Here is a 20,210-nt window from a genome sequence, read left to right as displayed (position 1 = left end):
CATGAACCAAACACCACGGATACATATTGGTTGGTATGTTGCTGCAGACTGGCTTTCTTCAACTTTTGCATGGGGATTGTTTTACTTGTTGCGTAGAATTTTACTTGGAGAAGCATCTACTTTATTTAACCAGGCTTTTGACAGTAGTTTTTTTGCCGGCATTTTTCTCATACCTATATTCTGGTTGATACTCTACCACCTCTTTGGTTCATATAAAAATCTATACAGCAAATCAAGATTGCAGGAGCTCACCACCACTTTTTTCTGTTGCCTGCTTGGTTGTATTATCCTCTTCTTTGCGCTGCTGCTTGATGACCATATTGGTTCATATACTTTTTACTACAAAGAATCACTCTTGCTTTTTACTCTACAATTCAGTTTTACCTGGTTGTTACGTTGGATGATTCTCACCAATATTAAACGTCAGTTTCTTGCAGGCAATGTAAAGATCAATACACTCATCATTGGTGCAAAGCAAAGCGCCATTAAACTTTACAAAGACATAAAAGAAAGCAGCGAAACACAGGGTTTTAATTTTTCAGGATTTCTTTATCCTGATGACAACAGCTATAATGGACTTAGTAAATATTTACCTGCATTAGGAAAACTATCGGATCTGTCTAATGTAATCAGGAAACATAAAATTGAGCAAGTGATCATTGCTACGGAAGAAAAAGAGCGTCCGTCGCTTGAGCAATCACTTAGCATTTTAAGTGAGCACGATGTAAGCATTAAACTTTTACCAAACACCGTAGATATCCTTTCTGGATCTGTTAGAACCAGTAATGTATTTGGTGCAATGCTCATTGATCTGCACACCGGCATGATGAGTGAGTGGCAACAGAACATTAAACGGTTAATGGATATTTTTGCTTCACTTTTTTCACTGATACTATTATCCCCACTATTATTATTTGTTGCTATCAAAGTAAAATTATCTTCAAAAGGTCCTGTATTTTATTCTCAGGAGAGGATCGGTTTAAAAGGCCGGCCTTTTTACATTCATAAATTCCGTTCCATGGTTGTTGGTGCTGAGGCAAACGGCCCTGCACTATCTTCAGAAACAGATCAACGAATTACCGGATGGGGGAAAGTAATGCGCAAGTGGCGGCTCGACGAATTACCTCAGTTCTGGAATATTCTCAAAGGAGAAATGAGTTTGGTTGGTCCACGACCTGAACGCAGATTTTATATTGATCAGATTGTTGCAAGTGCGCCTTACTATCGTTACCTCTTGAAAGTAAAACCCGGTATTACTTCATGGGGTATGGTAAAGTTTGGTTATGCTGAGAATGTGGAGCAAATGATCGAACGAAGTAAATACGACCTCATCTATATTGAAAATATTTCGCTTGCCCTTGATATAAAGATCATCATCCATACAATACGATTGATCTTTTTAGGTAAAGGCAGGTAAAAAACACAACCAGTAAGCTCTAAAATATAACATATGAAAAGACTTGCCATTTTAATTCTTACACTTATAACACTTACAGCATCTGCGCAACAGAATTACTGGCAGCAGGAAGTACATTACAAGATTGATGTAAAATTGAATATTGCTGATAAATCAATTACAGGGTTTCAGCAGTTGGAATACATCAACCATTCACCTGACACACTTACGTACATCTGGTTTCATCTTTGGCCAAATGCTTATAAGAATAACAGCACCGCTTTGTATGCACAATATAAAGAAGGTGATAAAGCAGGGTTAAGTAAATTTAAAAAAGCTGACAAAGGATTTATTGACAGCCTCAACTTCAAGATCAATGATCAATCGATCAAAGTAGAAGCAGATCAAGAAAATATTGACATCGTCAAACTGATTCTTCCACAACCATTACTTCCCGGTGGTAAGATCAACATCACAACTCCATTCTATGTAAAATTCCCGACTTACTTTTCCAGAAGTGGTTTTATTGATGATGCGTTTGCAGTTTGCCAATGGTATCCAAAACCTGCAGTGTATGATCGGAAAGGATGGCATCCCATGTCTTATTTAAATATGGGTGAATATTATAGTGAGTTCGGTTCTTTCAATGTGAACATCACTGTGCCCTCAAACTATATTGTGGCAGCAACAGGCACATTACAAACAGATGATGAATTAAAGAAACTGAAAACAGCAGGCAAGATCAACAAAACACGTACGAAGGCTTTTGAACGGTATGTTGTTAATACTTCCACTCCAACAAAAACGCTTCATTATAAAGCCGAAAATGTACATGACTTTGCATGGTTTACCGATAACGATTTTATTGTACAATACGATACACTTGCACTTCCTTCAGGTAAAATAGTTGATGCGTTTACTTTCTTTACCAACAATGCAAATACACAATGGAGTAACAGTGTCGATCATGTAGAAGATGCCGTACGTAACTATTCAAAATGGATAGGCGAATATCCCTACCCGACAGTTAATGCGGTTGAAGGTCCGGGCAATGTATCAAGTGGAGGCATGGAGTACCCGATGGTAACACTTATTACAAGTCCAACTGCAGATAAAGAAACACTTGATGCAGTGATAACACATGAAGTGGGACACAACTGGTTTTATGGAATCCTTGGAAGCAATGAACGGGCACATGCATGGATGGATGAAGGGTTGAACACCTACTTCCAGTTCCGTTACGAAGCAGAAAAATACAGGAGCAATTCAGTATTTGGCAACTCTTTGCCTGCAGAATTGAAACAGCGTGGCCCTTCAGAATTTTTGGGTGTCGTTTACAATGCGTTGAATGAATTGCCAATGAATGAAGCAATTGAAACCGCTTCTGAAAAGTTTAAGACCAAAGATGAATACGGCATGGTCGTTTATCTGAAAACTGCTATCTGGGCTTATTTGCTTGAACAGGGTCTTGGCAGCGAGGTGTTTGCAAAAGCTATTCAAACCTATTACGACAAATGGAAATTCCGTCATCCTTATCCTGAAGATTTCAAACAGGTGCTGGAAGAAGTGAGCGGTAAAAACCTTGATGCCTACTTTGAACTTTTAAAACAGCGGAGCAAACTATAGGTGTAACGGAAAGAAGATGTTATTTTTGAGAAAACCCATTGAGTGAAGTATATCCTTTCCCTCCTGCTGCTAATCGTCACCAATTTTCTGCATGCCCAGCAACCATACTGGCAGCAGCAGGTTAATTTTAAACTTGATGTTACGATCAACGATGCAGAGCATAGCTTAGATGGCTTTGCAAAAATTGATTACATCAACAACTCTCCTGATACCTTACGGTACATTTGGTTTCATTTATGGCCCAATGCTTATCGTACCGACAGAACTGCTTTCAGTGATCAGTTACTTGAAAACGGTCGAACAGATTTTTACTTTTCCAATAGTGAAGATCGTGGTTATATCAACCGTCTTGATTTTCGTGTAAACTCAGTGCTTGCAAAAACAGAAGATCATCCGCAACATATCGATATCATTAAAGTGCTGTTACCACAACCGTTAGCACCCGGTGCATCCATTGAGCTCACAACTCCTTTTCACGTAAAGCTGCCGAAGAATTTTTCCCGAGGCGGGCACGTTGGGAAAAGCTACCAGGTAACTCAATGGTATCCAAAACCGGCTGTGTATGACCGTTATGGCTGGCATCCCGTGCCTTACTTAGACCAAGGAGAATTTTACAGTGAGTTTGGTAATTATGAAGTGAAGATCACATTGCCGAAAAGTTATGTAGTACTCAGTACAGGTAACTTACAAAACAGGGAAGAACTGCAATGGCTAAAGGACAAAGCAAAGTTTGATGAGCCGCAACAAAATAGTAAGACGAAAAAACCAGCACCAGTAACAAAAAAAACAACAAAGCCTTTACCAGTTACTATCAACAACGAGGAAACAAAAACACTTTTTTATACACAAAACAATATCCACGACTTTGCTTGGTTTGCCGATAAAAAATACCTTGTTCGCTATGATACCATTCAGTTAAACAATAACAGGGTTGTTGATGTGTTTACTGCTTTTTCAGCAGAAAGCAAATCGGTTTGGAAGAACAGCGCACGCATGGTAAAAGATGCTGTTCGTTTCAGAAGTAATACAATTGGCGAATATCCTTACAACACAGTTGCAGCAGTAGAAGCAAAGATGGGCTTTGAAGGAGGCATGGAATATCCTTGTATTACTGCCATTACTCCCATGTCAACAGAAAAAAACCTGGAAAGTGTAATTGAGCATGAAGTTGGGCATAACTGGTTTCAGGGAATGATTGCCAACAATGAACAGGTATACCCTTGGTTTGATGAGGGCATTAACAGTTACTACGATAAGTTGTTTGAAAAAGAACTGAGCCGATACAAACCAATTGCTAAAAAGAAAAAAATAGTTCAGTTGAATGCTGACGATGCAATGTTCTTAGAGACGTTTGAACGCATGCATCTTGCCCAACCCTTAAGCACAACTGCAGACAGTTTAACCGAAGCAAATTATTCATTGATCGCCTATGAGAAAGGTGCACAATTCATGCAGTTGCTGGAAAATGAATTAGGTCGTGATGTATTTATAAAAGCAATGCAACAGTATTTTGAGCAATGGAAATATAAACATCCCTATCCTTCTGATCTAAAAGCTTCATTGGAAAAAAGCAGCGGAAAAAATCTTGATTCAGCTTTTGCATTGTTACACCAGCAAAGTTCTTTGCAGCCGCCTGCAAAAAAGAAATTACGCATTGCTCCCTTTGCGGCAAACAATACCAACTCAACAAATGCATTGATCGTTGCACCGATGGCAGGGATCAATATGTATGATGGATTTATGATTGGAGCTGCACTCACCAATTATACATTTCCACCAACAAAGTTCCAGTTTATTGTTGCACCCATGTATGGCACTAAAAGCAAACAGCTGAATGGCATTGCACGTGCAAGCTACACCATGTACCCATCAAAAACCTTTCAGCGGATCACACTTGCAGTAAATGCGTTGAAGTTCAGCACCAATGATTTTGTTGATACTGCGAATCAAAAATACATTACCGGCTTCAGGAAAATTGCACCGTCGCTCAAGCTTGTGTTTGCAGAAAAAAATCCACGAAGCACAAGAGAACGTTTTATACAATGGAAAACATTTTTACTGGATGAAGATGATCTTCGTTTCAGAAGCGATACTTTCCCCAATGGCAATCGCTATACGGAAATATCAACAACGAGTGCCCGCAGGTATTTGAATCAACTTCGTTTCGTGATACAGAATACACGAGTTCTTTACCCCTATCGTGGCGAGTTAATGGCTGAGCAGACAAAGGATTTTGTACGACTTGCATTTACCGGTAATTATTACTTCAACTACAATGAAAAACTTGGTGCCGATATCAGGGTGTTTGCAGGTAAATTTATTTATCTCGGCGAACGTACGGTCAGCAAACGATTTGGAACCGATCCTTATCATCTGAATTTATCGGCACCTAAGGGGTATGAAGATTATACCTACAGCAATTATTTTATTGGACGTAATGAGTTCGAAGGTTTTGCCAGTCAGCAAATGATGATGCGTGATGGCGGTTTTAAAGTTCGTACCGATATGTTGGCGAATAAAATCGGCAAGACAGATGATTGGCTGATGGCATTAAATTTCTCAACTGATATTCCTGATCAGATCAATATCCTGAACATACTACCCTTTCGTGTTCCATTGAAAGTATACATGGATATCGGCACTTATGCCGATGCATGGAAAGCAAATGCAGAAGGAAGCAAAGTATTATACAATGCAGGTTTGCAATTATCACTATTCAAGAACACAATCAACATTTATGCGCCGTTGCTTTACAGCAAACCTTACAAAGATTATTTCTTATCAACGATCACTGAAAAACGTTTCCTGAAAAACATTTCATTTACGATCGATATACAGAACTTCAGTTTGAAAAAGATCGACCGCCGCATGCCTTTCTGATGCAACAGATCAAATACATATCACATGCTGAAATTGATAAGCAAAAATGGGATGATTGTGTTCAACATGCAGACAATGGCTTGATCTACGCCTACTCCTGGTATCTTGATGCAATGGCCGATCATTGGGATGCCTTAGTGCTGAATGACTACGAAGCCATCATGCCACTTACATGGAATAAAAAATATGGCATTCATTATCTTTTTCAACCTTACTTCTGCGCCAGTCTTGGTATTTTTTCCCGAAGCAAAATCAATGCAGCAGTAACAGAGGCATTCCTGAAAAAAATACCAAAACGTTTTAGATATATCGATATTTATCTTAACCACAACAACCTGTTCCCTGTTGATGGATTCGCATTAACAGAACGGGTAAACTATATACTTGCTTTACATAACCCGTACAACGAAATAGCAGAACTATACCGCACAAACCTGAAACGAAACATCAGGAAAGCTGAGCAAACCGGTTTGGTTGCAAAACAAAATATTCCTGTAGCAGACATTATTACATTAGCCAAAGAAACCATTCAACGTGTTTCAGCAATCAGTGATGAACAAATGGATCGTTTTAAGAACCTGTTTTCTATTGCAAAAGAAAAGCAGCTTGCAGAAACGCTTGGCATTTATAACAACAATAACCAACTTCTGGCATCAGCCGTATTTCTTTTTTCGCATAAACGTTGGTATTATATCCTGGTCGGAAATCATCCAAATGGCAAAACGTTAGGCGCTTCGCACTACTTAATTGATCGCTTTATTGCTGCACATGCCGGTACAGATGCAATACTTGATTTTGAAGGAAGTGATATTCGCAATCTTGCTTTTTTCTATAGTAGTTATGGTGCTACAGAGGAACGATACCCTGCATTACGCATGAATCGCTTACCGAAATTATTGAAGTGGCTGAAGGAATGAGCGATGAATGATACGTAATCAATGATAAGTTATTATCCCTCAAGTATCTTCTCGGCAATTACCAAATCCATCGGGTTTGTAATCTTAATATTTGTTTCTTCGCCTTGCACAAGTGTTACCTTTAAACCAAATGCTTCCACAACATTTGCTTCATCGGTAAACCATGCTTTATAATCAATAGCAAAAGCAGGAAGTAATATCTTACTATGAAAAGTTTGGGGTGTTTGTACCAACCGTAGTTTGCTTCTGTCAATAGGATCATTTCCTTCCTCCGTGATCATACGCACACTGTCACGGCATTCAATTGCAGGAATAGCGCTGCCGGTTTCCAATGCAGCTGAATAACAACGCTGAATCAATTCTTCACTCACCAAACATCGCACACCATCATGCACAAAAATGATGGACTCTTCTTCGATCAGCTTTAACCCGTTTTGTACAGAATGAAAACGTGTTTCGCCACCAACGGTCAGCTGTATACGCTGTGCATCAAAGAAACCGTCAATTATCTCCTTCCCTAATTCAAGATGCTCTTCCGGCAAGACCACGATCACTTTACAATCAGGCAAGGCTTTTAAAAAAGCATCGATGGTATAATACAAGACAGGCTTATTCTTTAATAGTAAAAATTGTTTGGGGAGTACAGAACCCATTCGTTTACCGGCACCACCGGCCACAATTACAACATATGTTTGCATAGCTTCAAAGATAAGAGAGAGTTTTATACTGCTTACAGATTATGCAGCTGAAAGTTTTAGATTGAGGCCTGTTTCAATCTGAAAATTAAATGCAATCCGTTGCATTACGTAACAGATCAATGTAACATCACTTGTAAATAGCGATCTGCTTTTCGCCTCTGCTGTTTTGCGTGGCACGGTACATGCCTTCGCTGTTAAAGACCATGGCAGTGTTTGCACGTGCATCCACGCCAATCATACCGCCTTCACCATTGATCTTAACTAACTTATCAAGTGTAACAATTTCCATTGCTTGCTGAAGGTTCATCCCCTTGTATTCCATCAGGCAACTCACATCATAAGCTGCAACAGCACGCAGAAATAATTCGCCATGACCGGTGCATGATATAGCACATGTTTGATTGTTGGCGTATGTGCCTGCACCTATCACAGGAGTATCGCCAATGCGATTGAAATTCTTATTCGTCATGCCGCCGGTACTTGTTGCAGCCGCTACATTTCCATTTGCATCACAAGCCACTGCACCAACTGTTCCGAACTTTTTCTCGAGTTGAATATTATGATCAAGGGCTGAACTGTTCTCATTCTTCACCAACTGCCACTGATCGTAGCGGAATTGTGAAAAGAAATAATCTTCTTGCTCCAGTTGTAGTTCTTGTTGTTTAGCAAACTGCAACGCACCGTCGCCACTCAACATCACATGTTCACTTTTTTCCATGATCGTTTTTGCAAGCAGCACAGGATTCTTTACACTACTCACACCGGCAACTGCACCTGCTTCCAATGAAATACCATTCATGATGGCTGCATCCATTTCATGCCCGCCTTTTCTTGTAAATACAGAACCTCTGCCTGCGTTGAAAAGAATACAATCTTCAAGAGAAATAACTGCAGCTGTTACTGCATCTATAGCACTTCCACCTTTAGCCAATACTTCGTAGCCGGTTGCCACTGCATCAGCAAGACCTTTTGTGTAGGCTTCTTCCAGTTCGGGAGTCAGATCTATTTTAAGGATCGTACCTGCACCGCCATGTATTGCAATTGAAAAATCACCCATGCTTAATTCAGTAATAATTTACACTCCTGTATCAAACGCTCACGGTTAATGGCTGCAGTTCCTACTTCTTCACACACCAGTCCACCTGCAATGTTTGCCACTTCAGCCATCAGCTCAACATCTTTTGTAGCAGCATATACCAATGAAGCAACAGCAATTACTGTATCACCTGCACCACTCACATCCGCAATGCTGCGCAAGTGTGATGGAATGACGCCCGCCTGTTCATCATTCTGATAAAACACACCTTTCTCAGAGAGAGTGATGAATGAAATATGATGTTGCAACTGAGCTTTTAATTCTGCATGAATATGCCGGAGCGCTTCTTCATTCACCTGCTCAACTAAAAGATTCAATGCATCTTTTACCTCTTTCAGATTCGGTTTAAATACATCTACTGTTTTATAAGAAAAGAAATTCTTTCGCTTTGGATCAACCGTTGTGAGAATTCCATGATGCTTGCAAAGAGCAATTGCTTTTTGTATTACCAGTTCAGTCAACACACCTTTATTGTAATCTTCAAAAATGATCACATCAGGTTTTTCCTGTGCAATGAATGTTTGCAATGCAAGGATCAACCTGTTCTCATCTTCATAACCAAGATCAGTTGCAATTTCTTTATCAAGACGCATCATTTGTTGATTGCGACTGATGATCCTTGTTTTACTTGTTGTTGCACGCTTGTCACTTCCAAGTAAAAAATCTGTTTTGATCTGTTGATGTTCCAGCAACTGACGCAACTGTTTACCATCATCATCATTACCAATTACACTCAGGATAGAAACTGAAGCACCTAACGAAGCAATATTCAATGCAACGTTTGATGCACCACCAACACGGTATTCTGTTTTATCTAATGCAACAATGGGTACAGGAGCTTCAGGTGAAATACGTTCAACATGTCCCCACATATAGGTGTCAAGCATCACATCACCAATCACGCCGGCTTTTAGTTGTGAGAACTGCTGAAACAACTGATCAAATTTAGAAACGCTCATAACGACCTACTTCTTTTGATTTGCGACTGCAATATAATAAACAGGTATACCTAATAAAACAATTCCAAATCCAATACCTGCATATAACGGCTTCATGGTGATCAGGAAGAAACAAAATGTCAATCCGAGAATAATATAAATGATTGGCAATACCGGATAAGCAAACGCTTTGTAAGGACGTTCAATATCGGGACGCTTTGCACGCAGTACAAATATACCGATGATGGTAAGCACATAAAAGAGCACTACCACAAATGAGATCATATCTAACAGATCGCCATACTGTCCACTTAAACAAAGTAAAGATGCCCACACACATTGTGCCCATAAAGCCCATTGTGGTACAGCGTTTTTATTTAGTGTGCCGGCTTGTTTAAAAAACAAACCATCCTGCGCCATAGTGTAATAAACCCTTGCTCCTGCTAATACCAACCCATTGATACAACCAAATGTCGAGACCATGATCATAGCTGCAATTACATAAGTGCCCACATTACCAAAAATTTCATTCGCAGCAGCAACTGCTACTCTGTCTTGCTTTGCAAAAGCTATTTCATTCATCGGCAGTACACTGATGTACATCACATTCGCTGCCACATAAATAAGTGTAACGATCAATGTGCCCAGGAAAAGACTTAAACCAATATTTCGTTTTGGATTTTTTATTTCACCTGCAATGAATGTAACATTGTTCCATGCATCACTACTGAAAATTGAACCAACCATGGATGCCGCAATAGCGCCCAATACTGCACTGCCTGCCACACCCGCAATCATTCCTCCTTCAGAAAGTTTATTCATCTCCCATGCGTTACTCCAGTTGGCATTCCATACGTCTGCCTTTGCAGCCATCATTAATCCGAAAACGATCAAACCAAAAAGTGAAAGGAGTTTTGTGATCGTAAATACAGTTTGTATTGCTTTGCCACCATTGATACCTCTTGTGTTGATATAAGTAAGTAAAGCGATAACAAGTATTGAAACGATCTGTGCAGGATATAATTTAAATACTCCGATCTGGAACAGGATGTTCTCATCATTAATATCCAATGCAGGAATAAAATAACCGGTGAATTTTGAGAACGCAACGCCTACTGCTGCAATGGTTGCTGTTTGAATAACCGTGAAGAAACTCCAACCGTAAAGAAAGCCTGCAAGTTTATTAAATGCTTCTTTCAGGTAAACATACTGGCCACCTGCCTTTGGAAACATGGCACTCAATTCGCCATAACTAAGTGCTGCCGTTAAAGTCATAAAACCTGTAACAAGCCACACTACCAGTAACCAACCTGCACTGCCAACGTTTCGTGTAATATCGGCACTAACAATAAAGATACCTGAACCGATCATTGAGCCTGCAACTACCATCGTTGCATCCAGTAAACTTAAAGACGGTTTAAATTCCTGCTGAGTTGAAGTCATAGCATTGGTTTCGTTTCAAAAAAATAATGAAACGGAAGATAAGGATTAATTTGAAACCGCTATTGCTTCTTGGATTGCTTGTAAGTGTCGTTAAGACCTTTCAGCACTTCGTTGGTAATGTTGAAAGCTGTATCCTTAAAATAGAGAGTTGGGTTACCCTCCTGTGTAGAAAAGATGAAGTTATACTTGCCTTCCTTGTTATAAATTTTCAGGTATTCGTTGATGCGTTTTTGAATATCGTCGATAGCTTTTGCCTGGTTCTCGAGATGCTGTCCCTGCAACGTTTGCTGACGTTGGCCGATCTGCTGATAGCGAGTCTGGTACTCCTGTTGAAACTTTTCTGCTTCTACTTGCGTTATGGCTTGTCCCTTCTTGAGGAACTCGATACGGTCACGTTCAAGTTTGTTCAACTCACTTTGTATCTGGTTATCGTAACGTGTTTTTTCACGCTCAATATCATCATTCTTCAATTTGAAGAATTCATAATATTTCTGAATGGTATCAAGATCGATATAGGCAACCCTGATATGTTGCTCCTTTGCATCAGCACTATCTTTCTTAACTACACCACTCGTTGTTTCCTTTGGCTTTTTACCGCTGAAATGCAACACATAAAGTACAGCTACTGCAGCTGCCACTATCCACAATAATATGCTTTGTATACTTTTCATAATCTAGGTGGGCAAAGTAAAGGATTTCGGGTGAGTGTAAAAAAACGAAATGCTTTTTAAGAAAGCGTTAACATGAACATCTTCAAGATAAGCATGCATCAATAAAAAAGTCTCTCCGCCAAGGCGGAAAGACTTTGATTTTATCATTCAGCTAATGCCTATTCTTCTTCGTCGAAGCTCATAGCTTCTTTGGTTGTAAGGAGCAATTCATATTCTTCCTTGCTACCTACGATCATGTTTTCGAATTCACGTAAGCCTGTACCTGCAGGGATCGGGTGACCTGTGATTACGTTCTCTTTCAAGCCTAATAAATCATCAGTTTTACCTTCAATTGCAGCAGTACTCAACACTTTCGTTGTTTCCTGGAACGATGCAGCAGATATCCAGCTTTGTACACCCAATGATGCTTTGGTAATACCAAGCAATACCGGTTGTGCTGTTGCAGGATGTGCATCTCTTACTTCCACCAGCTTCTTATCAGCACGGCGGAGTACGCTGTTCTCTTCACGGAACTCACGGAGTGTAACAATCTGACCCGGGCGGAACTTATGACTGTCGCCTGGTTCTGTAACCACTTTCTTATCGAAGATGCGATCGTTTTCTTCATTGAATTCAAAGCGATCAACCAGGTCCTCTTCAAGGAACTTCGTATCACCTGCATCAATGATCTCCACTTTCTTCATCATTTGACGAACGATGGTTTCGATATGCTTATCGTTAATTCTTACACCTTGTAAACGGTATACTTCCTGGATCTCATTCACAACATACTCTTGTACTGCAAACGGACCTTTGATGGTGAGGATATCTGCAGGAGCAATTTGTCCGTCACTCAACGGCACACCCGCTTTAATGAAATCACCTTCCTGTGCAAGGATCTGACGTGTAAGAGGTACGAGGTACTTCTTCACAACATCATCCTTACTTGTTACAATGATCTCACGGTTACCACGCTTGATGTTTCCGAAGGTTACCACACCATCAATTTCAGAAACGATAGCAGGGTTACCGGGGTTACGTGCTTCAAACAATTCAGTTACACGTGGAAGACCACCGGTGATATCACGAAGCTTACCAAGTACACGTGGGATTTTCACCAACACCTGACCGGCAATTACTTCTTCACCTTCTTCGATCACGATGTGTGAACCAACAGGCAAGTTGTAAGATTTGATCTCTTTGCCTTCAACCAGCAATGCAGGGATCTTGGTTTTATCTTTTGTTTCGATAACCACTTTCTCACGGTGACCTGTTTGTTCATCAGCCTCTTCACGGAATGTGATACCATCAAGAATGTTTTCAAACTTAATTGTACCGGCAATTTCAGCAACTACTACGTTGTTGAACGGATCCCATGTACAAAGCACATCACCTTTCTTCACCTGCTGACCATCTTTAACCGCCAATGTTGAACCGTAAGGAACGTTGTTGGTGATCAATAAGCGATCATTCTTCACATCCATGATACGCACCTCACCTGTACGACCGATTACCAACTGTACTTTCTCACCTTCGTTATTAGTAGTTGTTACAGTACGTAAACCATCGAACTGGATTGTTCCGTCAAACTTAGCCGGTAATGTTGATTCTACTGATGCAGAACCCGCAACACCACCCACGTGGAAGGTACGCAGTGTAAGCTGTGTACCAGGCTCACCAATTGATTGCGCAGCGATGATACCTACTGCATCACCTTTTTGTGCAACCACACCTGTAGCAAGGTTTTTACCATAACACTTCACACACACACCACGTTTGCTTTCGCAGGTAAGTACTGAACGGATATCAACAGTTTCAATACCTCTGTCTTCGATCTTCTTTGCAATAGCAGGAGAAATTTCCTGGCCAGCTGCAACAATGAGTTCGTCTGAAATCGGATCATACACATCATGTAATGATGTACGTCCTTCAATACGATCGCTCAATGGTTCAATAATATCTTCGTTATCTTTTAATGCACTTGTTGCAATACCACGTAATGTTCCGCAATCTTCATCTTTAATAACAACATCCTGCGCAACGTCAACCAAACGACGGGTTAAGTAACCTGCATCCGCAGTTTTCAAGGCAGTATCGGCAAGACCTTTACGGGCACCGTGCGTCGAGATAAAGTAATCCAATACACTCAAGCCATCTTTAAAGTTGCTCAATACAGGATTCTCGATGATCTCGCTTCCTGTAGAACCACTCTTACGAGGCTTGGCCATCAGACCCCTGATACCGGCGAGCTGTTTTACCTGCTGCTTACTACCACGGGCACCTGAATCAAGCATCATGTACACAGAGTTGAAACCTTGCTTATCAGAAGCCATTTCACGGATCAACGTTTCAGTTACACGTGTATCCACACGACTCCAGATATCAATGATCTGGTTGTAACGTTCGTTGTTGGTGATAAGACCCATATTATAGCTATCCCAAACTTCGTTTACTTCACCTTGTGCATTTTCAACCAATTGTTCTTTCACTTCAGGAATGATCAGATCGTTGATGTTGAACGACAAACCACCCTGGAAGGCTGTACGGAAACCAAGTGTCTTGATATCATCAAGGAACTTAGCCGTTTTTGGAACGTTGGTGATTTCAATAATATCGCCAATGATTTCACGAAGGTTCTTCTTCGTTAATAAAGCGTTTACGAAACCAACTTCTTTCGGTACAAACTGGTTAAAGATCACACGACCTACAGTTGTTTCAATCAACTTGTAAGTTAACTGTCCTGTTTCTGCATCACGTACATTAGCTCTTACTCTGATCCATGCATGAAGATCAACTTGCTTCTCATTGTAAGCAATGATCACCTCTTCTGCAGAATAGAATGCTTTACCCTGACCTTTTACAGTTTCAGTATCAGTTGTTTTCTTTCCTTTAGAAATGTAGTACAGACCGAGTACCATGTCCTGAGAAGGAAGGGTAATTGGTTGACCGTTCTGCGGGTTAAGAATGTTGTGTGATGCAAGCATCAATAATTGTGCTTCCAATACAGCAGCATTGCTTAACGGAACGTGTACCGCCATCTGATCACCATCGAAATCGGCGTTGAACGCAGAACACACGAGCGGGTGAAGTTGAATGGCTTTACCTTCAATCAATTTAGGTTGGAAGGCCTGGATCGACAAACGGTGAAGCGTGGGGGCACGGTTCAACATGATTGGGTGACCTTTCAATATATTTTCAAGGATATCCCAAACAATGGCTTCTTTCTTATCCACGAGTTTACGTGCAGACTTCACTGTTTTAACGATACCTCTTTCAATCAGTTTCCGGATGATGAATGGTTTAAACAATTCAGCAGCCATATCTTTTGGAAGACCACATTCATGTAATTTCATTTCAGGACCTACCACGATAACCGAACGACCAGAATAGTCAACACGTTTACCAAGCAAGTTCTGACGGAAACGACCTTGTTTACCTTTCAATACATCACTCAATGATTTCAATGCACGACCGCCTTCGGCTTTCACTGCATTTGATTTTCTTGAGTTATCGAATAACGAATCGATCGCTTCCTGTAGCATACGTTTTTCGTTACGAAGGATTACTTCAGGAGCTTTGATCTCCAATAATCTTTTCAAACGATTATTACGGATAATTACACGACGATAAAGATCATTCAGATCAGATGATGCAAAACGACCCCCATCCAAAGGAACTAACGGACGCAGTTCCGGAGGAATAACAGGAATGTATTGCATAACCATCCATTCAGGACGGTTTGTAATGCGGAGGTTTGCATCACGGAAAGCTTCTACAACGCTCAAACGCTTTAACGCATCTGCTTTACGTTGTTGTGAAGTTTCAGTTGCAGCAGCATTACGTAAGTCGTAGCTTAATTGATCGAGATCAATACGCTGCAACATATCATGCACTGCTTCAGCACCCATCTTTGCAATGAATTTCTGAGGATCTTCATCAGGCAGGTACTGGTTATCTTTTGGCAATGTATCTAACAGATCGAGGTACTCTTCTTCAGTAAGAAGATCACCCATCGCCATATTTTCTTTTACGCCGGGTTGAATAACCACATAGCGCTCGTAGTAAACAATTGTCTCTAATTTCTTAGAGCTTACACCTAACAGGTAACCAATTTTATTAGGTAATGATTTGAAATACCAGATGTGTACAACAGGCACCACCAATTTGATGTGACCCATACGCTCACGACGCACTTTCTTTTCTGTTACTTCAACACCACAACGGTCGCACACAATACCCTTGTAACGGATACGCTTGTACTTACCGCAGGCACATTCGAAATCTTTTACTGGTCCGAAAATTCTTTCGCAAAACAAACCATCACGTTCAGGTTTGTAAGTACGATAGTTAATTGTTTCCGGCTTTAATACTTCACCAAAGCTACGCTCCAGGATTGTATCGGGAGAAGCCAGACCAATGGTGATCTTTGAAAACGTAGGCCTCTGACGGTTGTCTTTTCTGAATGCCATATTTTAATTTTCGATTTTAGATTTACGAAGTACGATTTGCTACATCCCGGCTATTGTACTTCAATTGTTCACCGGTTAAACAGGAAACCGGTAACCATTTTACTGGCAACCGGTAACAGAATTATTCTTCAAACTTCAGGTCTAAGCCCAAGCCTCTTAATTCATGAACCAATACATTGAATGATTCAGGAATACCAGGGCGAGGAATGTTATCACCTTTTACAATGGCTTCATAGGTTTTTGCACGACCCATGATGTCATCTGATTTGAGTGTAAGTAATTCCTGCAGGATGTTAGAAGCACCGTATGCTTCCAATGCCCACACCTCCATTTCACCGAAACGCTGACCACCGAACTGTGCTTTACCACCCAACGGCTGTTGCGTAATTAAGCTGTATGGTCCGATCGAACGGGCGTGCATCTTATCATCAACCATGTGGTGCAGTTTGATCATGTAAATGATACCAACTGTAGCCTTCTGGTGGAAGCGCTCACCTGTTTCACCATCATAAAGGAATGTATGACCAAACAATGGTAAACCTGCATCAGCAATATGTCCTGCAATTTCTTCTACTGTAGCACCATCGAAAATTGGTGTTGCGAACTTAACACCGAGTTTTTCACCAGCCCAGCCAAGAACAGTTTCATAGATCTGTCCAAGGTTCATACGACTAGGTACACCCAATGGGTTCAATACGATGTCAACAGGAGTTCCATCTTCGAGGAACGGCATATCTTCCTGGCGAACGATTTTCGCAACGATACCCTTGTTACCGTGACGACCCGCCATTTTATCACCCACTTTCAGTTTACGCTTCACAGCTAAGTAAACCTTCGCGAGTTTCAATACACCAGCCGGTAATTCATCACCAATAGAGATGTTGAATTTCTCACGCTTGTAACGGCCGAGTTCTTCGTTATACTTAATGTTATAGTTGTGTAACAATTGGTTGATCCATTCATCAGTTGTTGCATCGCCTGTCCAGCCTAACGGGTTAACGTTTGCATAGTCAATTGTTGCAAGGTTCTTCTGGTTGAACTTAGCACCTTTACCAATCAATGATTCACCGAAGTTGTTATTAACACCAGCTGAAGTTTTTGTTTGCAGCAGTGATAATAATTTGCTGAGCAATACATCTAACAAATCAGCTGTATTCTTTTCGTGAATCTTCTCAACTTTTTCTAACAATGCTTTTTCACGGATCTTACCATTCTTATCTTTCTTAGCACGTTGGAAAAGTTTCTTGTCGATAACAACACCTTCAGTTCCACTTGGAGCTTTCAATGAAGCATCTTTTGCATCACCGGCTTTATCACCAAAGATGGCACGTAACAACTTCTCTTCAGGAGTTGGATCGCTTTCACCTTTAGGAGTGATTTTACCAATGAGGATATCGCCTTCTTTAATTGCTGCACCAATACGGATAATACCGTTTTGATCCAGGTCTTTTGTTGCTTCCTCACTTACGTTTGGAATATCTGGCGTTAATTCTTCTTCACCGAGTTTAGTATCACGTACTTCAAGTTCGTATTCTTCAACGTGTACAGAAGTGAAAAGATCTTCTTTCACAACTTTCTCATTGATTACGATCGCATCCTCAAAGTTGTAACCTTTCCAAGGCATGAATGCCACTTTCAGGTTACGACCTAATGCTAATTCACCATCTTTCACTGCATAACCTTCAGTAAGGAAGTCGCCCTCTTTTACTGCCTGACCTTTCTTAACAGCAGGCTTCAGGTTAATACAAGTGCTTTGGTTTGTTTTGATGAACTTGGTGAGTTTGTAGATCTTCAGATCTTCTTCAAAGCTTACCAAACGTTGTTCTTCATTTCTATCGTAACGAACATGAATTTCATTTGCATCAACATACTCAACAACACCCTTTCCTTCAGCATTCAACTGAATACGACTGTCACGAGCTGCCATTGCTTCCAGACCAGTACCCACGATCGGAGCCTGCGGACGTACAAGCGGAACCGCCTGACGTTGCATGTTCGATCCCATCAATGCACGGTTGGCATCATCATGCTCAAGGAATGGAATCAAAGACGCACTCAAACCAACGATCTGGTTTGGCGCAACGTCCATGTATTCCACCTCTGCTCTTTCAAGAATCGGGAAGTCGCCACTTTCACGTGAGCGAACTTTATCTTCAGTAATGTTTCCTTTATCGTCAATAGCGATATTTACCTGCGCAATTTTCGCTGTATCTTCTTCTTCGGCACTGAGGTAAGTAAGGTTTTTTACATCAGCCTTACCATTCTCTACTTTACGATAAGGCGTTTCAATAAAGCCCATATCGTTAACAGTAGCATGTACGCAAAGTGTAGAGATCAAACCAATGTTTGGACCTTCTGGCGTTTCAATTGTACAAAGACGGCCGTAGTGGGAGTAGTGTACGTCACGTACCTCGAAACCAGCTCTTTCACGACTCAAACCACCGGGTCCGAGTGCGGAGATACGACGCTTGTGCGTGATCTCACTCAGAGGGTTTGTTTGATCGAGGAACTGAGACAACTGTGATGTACCAAAGAATGAGTTGATCACAGAAGAAAGTGTTCTTGCATTGATCAGATCAACCGGAGTAAACACCTCGTTGTCACGTACGTTCATTCTTTCACGAATTGTACGGGCCATACGTGCAAGACCTACACCGAACTGAGCATATAACTGCTCGCCCACTGTACGCACACGACGGTTACTGAGGTGATCAATATCATCGATCTCAGCTTTTGCGTTTGTTAACTTCACCAGGTATTTGATGATGGCAATGATGTCATCTTTCGTTAATACCTTTTTCTCAATCGGGAAGTTTAATCCAAGTTTGCGGTTAATCTTGTAACGACCAACTTCACCGAGATCATAACGCTTATCGCTGAAGAATAATTTATCAATAATACCACGTGCAGTTTCATTATCAGGAGCATCAGCACCACGCAATTGGCGATAGATGTGCTGTACCGCCTCCAACTCACTGTTAGAAGTATCTTTATTTAATGTATTGTAGATGATAGCGAAGTCACCACTCACTTCTTCTTTCTGAACGAATACGCTCTTCACTTCCATTTCGCTGATCATTTCGATTGCTTCAGCATCAAGAATTGAATCACGCTCTAATACCACTTCGTTACGCTCAATGCTCACAACTTCACCGGTATCTTCATCTACGAAATCTTCAACCCAGCTACGGAGTACACGTGCAGCTAAACGCTTGCCTTCGTATTTCTCCAACGCTTTCTTATCTGCTTTTACTTCGTCAGCCATACCAAACAGTTCAAGGATATCCTTATCTGTTTCAAAGCCGATAGAACGTAAGAGAGTTGTTACAGGGAATTTTTTCTTACGATCGATGTAAGCATACATCACATTGTTGATGTCTGTTGCAAATTCCATCCACGCACCTTTGAAAGGAATTACCCTTGCAGAGTAAATCTTAGTTCCGTTAGGGTGAATTGATTGACCGAAGAATACACCAGGTGAACGGTGTAATTGAGATACCACCACACGCTCAGCACCGTTGATCACGAATGTACCACGGGGAGTCATGTAAGGAATGTTTCCTAAGAATACATCCTGAACGATGGTTTGGAAATCTACGTGTTCCTCATCATTACAGCTCAAACGGAGTTTGGCTTTGAGGGGAACCGCATATGTTAATCCACGCTCCATACACTCATCGATGGAGTAACGGGGTGGATCAATAAAATAATCGAGGAACTCCAGAACGAAAATGTTACGTGTATCAGTGATAGGAAAGTTTTCCTTGAATACACGGAATAACCCTTCAATGTTACGTTTGTCAGGAGTAGTTTCTAGCTGGAAGTACTCTTTAAAAGATTGAATCTGGATACCCAACAGGTCTGGAATCTCTGCAAGGTGTTTTACTTTTCCGAAATTAATTCTCTTGTTTGCTGCAACTCTTGATGAAGACATATGTTCTTACCGGTTTTTAAGTTTGTGCACACGAATAGCTCACCGTCTTTATGCAAAGACAAGTAAATTGATTTTCAGTTATTTATGACTGTAATTGGGCGCCAACTTGCTATTCAGCCTAAATTTAGGGAGGCAAAGTTAGTGATATTGTGTGTTGGAACAA

General features: G+C 40.8%; 11 protein-coding genes. 4 read left to right on the top strand and 7 right to left on the bottom strand.

Annotated features, from left to right (window positions below; genetic code table 11):
* Position 1: 1 nt before the first annotated feature.
* The 4 genes from WG954_RS11895 to WG954_RS11880 are packed head-to-tail and all read left to right on the top strand — an operon-like array spanning position 2 to position 6,819.
* A complete protein-coding gene (locus WG954_RS11895; RefSeq protein WP_340436715.1) occupies positions 2 to 1,417 on the top strand; it encodes a sugar transferase in 1,416 nt (471 codons plus the stop codon).
* A gap of 33 nt (positions 1,418 to 1,450) precedes the next feature.
* On the top strand, positions 1,451 to 3,022 hold the full coding sequence (locus tag WG954_RS11890) for a M1 family metallopeptidase (protein WP_340436713.1): 1,572 nt from the start codon (positions 1,451 to 1,453) through the stop codon (positions 3,020 to 3,022).
* 42 nt (positions 3,023 to 3,064) lie between these two features.
* The gene (locus tag WG954_RS11885) at positions 3,065 to 5,902 is read left to right on the top strand and encodes a M1 family metallopeptidase (protein WP_340436712.1); all 2,838 of its coding nucleotides are present in this window, start codon (positions 3,065 to 3,067) and stop codon (positions 5,900 to 5,902) included.
* The gene (locus WG954_RS11880) at positions 5,902 to 6,819 is read left to right on the top strand and encodes a GNAT family N-acetyltransferase (protein ID WP_340436711.1); all 918 of its coding nucleotides are present in this window, start codon (positions 5,902 to 5,904) and stop codon (positions 6,817 to 6,819) included. Before WG954_RS11885 ends, WG954_RS11880 begins: the two co-directional genes overlap by 1 nt.
* Positions 6,820 to 6,851: 32 nt before the next feature.
* Here WG954_RS11880 and WG954_RS11875 read toward each other — a convergent pair whose 3' ends face one another.
* From WG954_RS11875 to rpoB, 7 genes are all read right to left on the bottom strand, one after another.
* Entirely contained in the window at positions 6,852 to 7,517 is a 666-nt protein-coding gene (locus WG954_RS11875) for a 2-C-methyl-D-erythritol 4-phosphate cytidylyltransferase (RefSeq protein ID WP_340436709.1), read from the bottom strand.
* A 127-nt stretch (positions 7,518 to 7,644) separates the two neighbouring features.
* The gene (locus tag WG954_RS11870) at positions 7,645 to 8,574 is read right to left on the bottom strand and encodes an isoaspartyl peptidase/L-asparaginase family protein (RefSeq protein WP_340436708.1); all 930 of its coding nucleotides are present in this window, start codon (positions 8,572 to 8,574) and stop codon (positions 7,645 to 7,647) included.
* Between the two features lie 2 nt (positions 8,575 to 8,576).
* Complete coding sequence (locus WG954_RS11865; RefSeq protein ID WP_340436707.1) at positions 8,577 to 9,572, bottom strand: bifunctional heptose 7-phosphate kinase/heptose 1-phosphate adenyltransferase; 996 nt, start codon at positions 9,570 to 9,572, stop codon at positions 8,577 to 8,579.
* A gap of 6 nt (positions 9,573 to 9,578) precedes the next feature.
* Positions 9,579 to 10,994: an APC family permease gene (locus tag WG954_RS11860; RefSeq protein ID WP_340436706.1), complete on the bottom strand. Its 1,416-nt coding sequence runs from the start codon at positions 10,992 to 10,994 to the stop codon at positions 9,579 to 9,581.
* A 59-nt stretch (positions 10,995 to 11,053) separates the two neighbouring features.
* Positions 11,054 to 11,665, bottom strand: a complete 612-nt coding sequence (locus WG954_RS11855; RefSeq protein ID WP_340436705.1) for an OmpH/Skp family outer membrane protein — start codon at positions 11,663 to 11,665, stop codon at positions 11,054 to 11,056.
* A gap of 158 nt (positions 11,666 to 11,823) precedes the next feature.
* Positions 11,824 to 16,113, bottom strand: coding sequence for a DNA-directed RNA polymerase subunit beta' (gene rpoC / locus WG954_RS11850; RefSeq protein WP_340436703.1), 4,290 nt, complete (start codon positions 16,111 to 16,113; stop codon positions 11,824 to 11,826).
* A 121-nt stretch (positions 16,114 to 16,234) separates the two neighbouring features.
* Positions 16,235 to 20,047, bottom strand: a complete 3,813-nt coding sequence (gene rpoB / locus WG954_RS11845; protein ID WP_340436702.1) for a DNA-directed RNA polymerase subunit beta — start codon at positions 20,045 to 20,047, stop codon at positions 16,235 to 16,237.
* Positions 20,048 to 20,210 lie beyond the last annotated feature (163 nt).

It is taken from the genome of Lacibacter sp. H375 (genome assembly GCF_037892425.1).
Taxonomy (GTDB): domain Bacteria; phylum Bacteroidota; class Bacteroidia; order Chitinophagales; family Chitinophagaceae; genus Lacibacter.
Note: the sequence above shows the minus strand (reverse complement) of the source record. Positions and strands in the feature narration are given on the sequence as shown.

Coding starts and splice junctions, on each gene's coding strand:
- WG954_RS11860 (WP_340436706.1), bottom strand. CDS start 10,994: ATGACTTCAACTCAGCAGGAATTTAAACCGTCTTTAAGTTTACTGGAT.
- rpoC (WP_340436703.1), bottom strand. CDS start 16,113: ATGGCATTCAGAAAAGACAACCGTCAGAGGCCTACGTTTTCAAAGATC.
- WG954_RS11880 (WP_340436711.1), top strand. CDS start 5,902: ATGCAACAGATCAAATACATATCACATGCTGAAATTGATAAGCAAAAA.
- rpoB (WP_340436702.1), bottom strand. CDS start 20,047: ATGTCTTCATCAAGAGTTGCAGCAAACAAGAGAATTAATTTCGGAAAA.
- WG954_RS11895 (WP_340436715.1), top strand. CDS start 2: ATGAACCAAACACCACGGATACATATTGGTTGGTATGTTGCTGCAGAC.
- WG954_RS11865 (WP_340436707.1), bottom strand. CDS start 9,572: ATGAGCGTTTCTAAATTTGATCAGTTGTTTCAGCAGTTCTCACAACTA.
- WG954_RS11890 (WP_340436713.1), top strand. CDS start 1,451: ATGAAAAGACTTGCCATTTTAATTCTTACACTTATAACACTTACAGCA.
- WG954_RS11875 (WP_340436709.1), bottom strand. CDS start 7,517: ATGCAAACATATGTTGTAATTGTGGCCGGTGGTGCCGGTAAACGAATG.
- WG954_RS11855 (WP_340436705.1), bottom strand. CDS start 11,665: ATGAAAAGTATACAAAGCATATTATTGTGGATAGTGGCAGCTGCAGTA.
- WG954_RS11870 (WP_340436708.1), bottom strand. CDS start 8,574: ATGGGTGATTTTTCAATTGCAATACATGGCGGTGCAGGTACGATCCTT.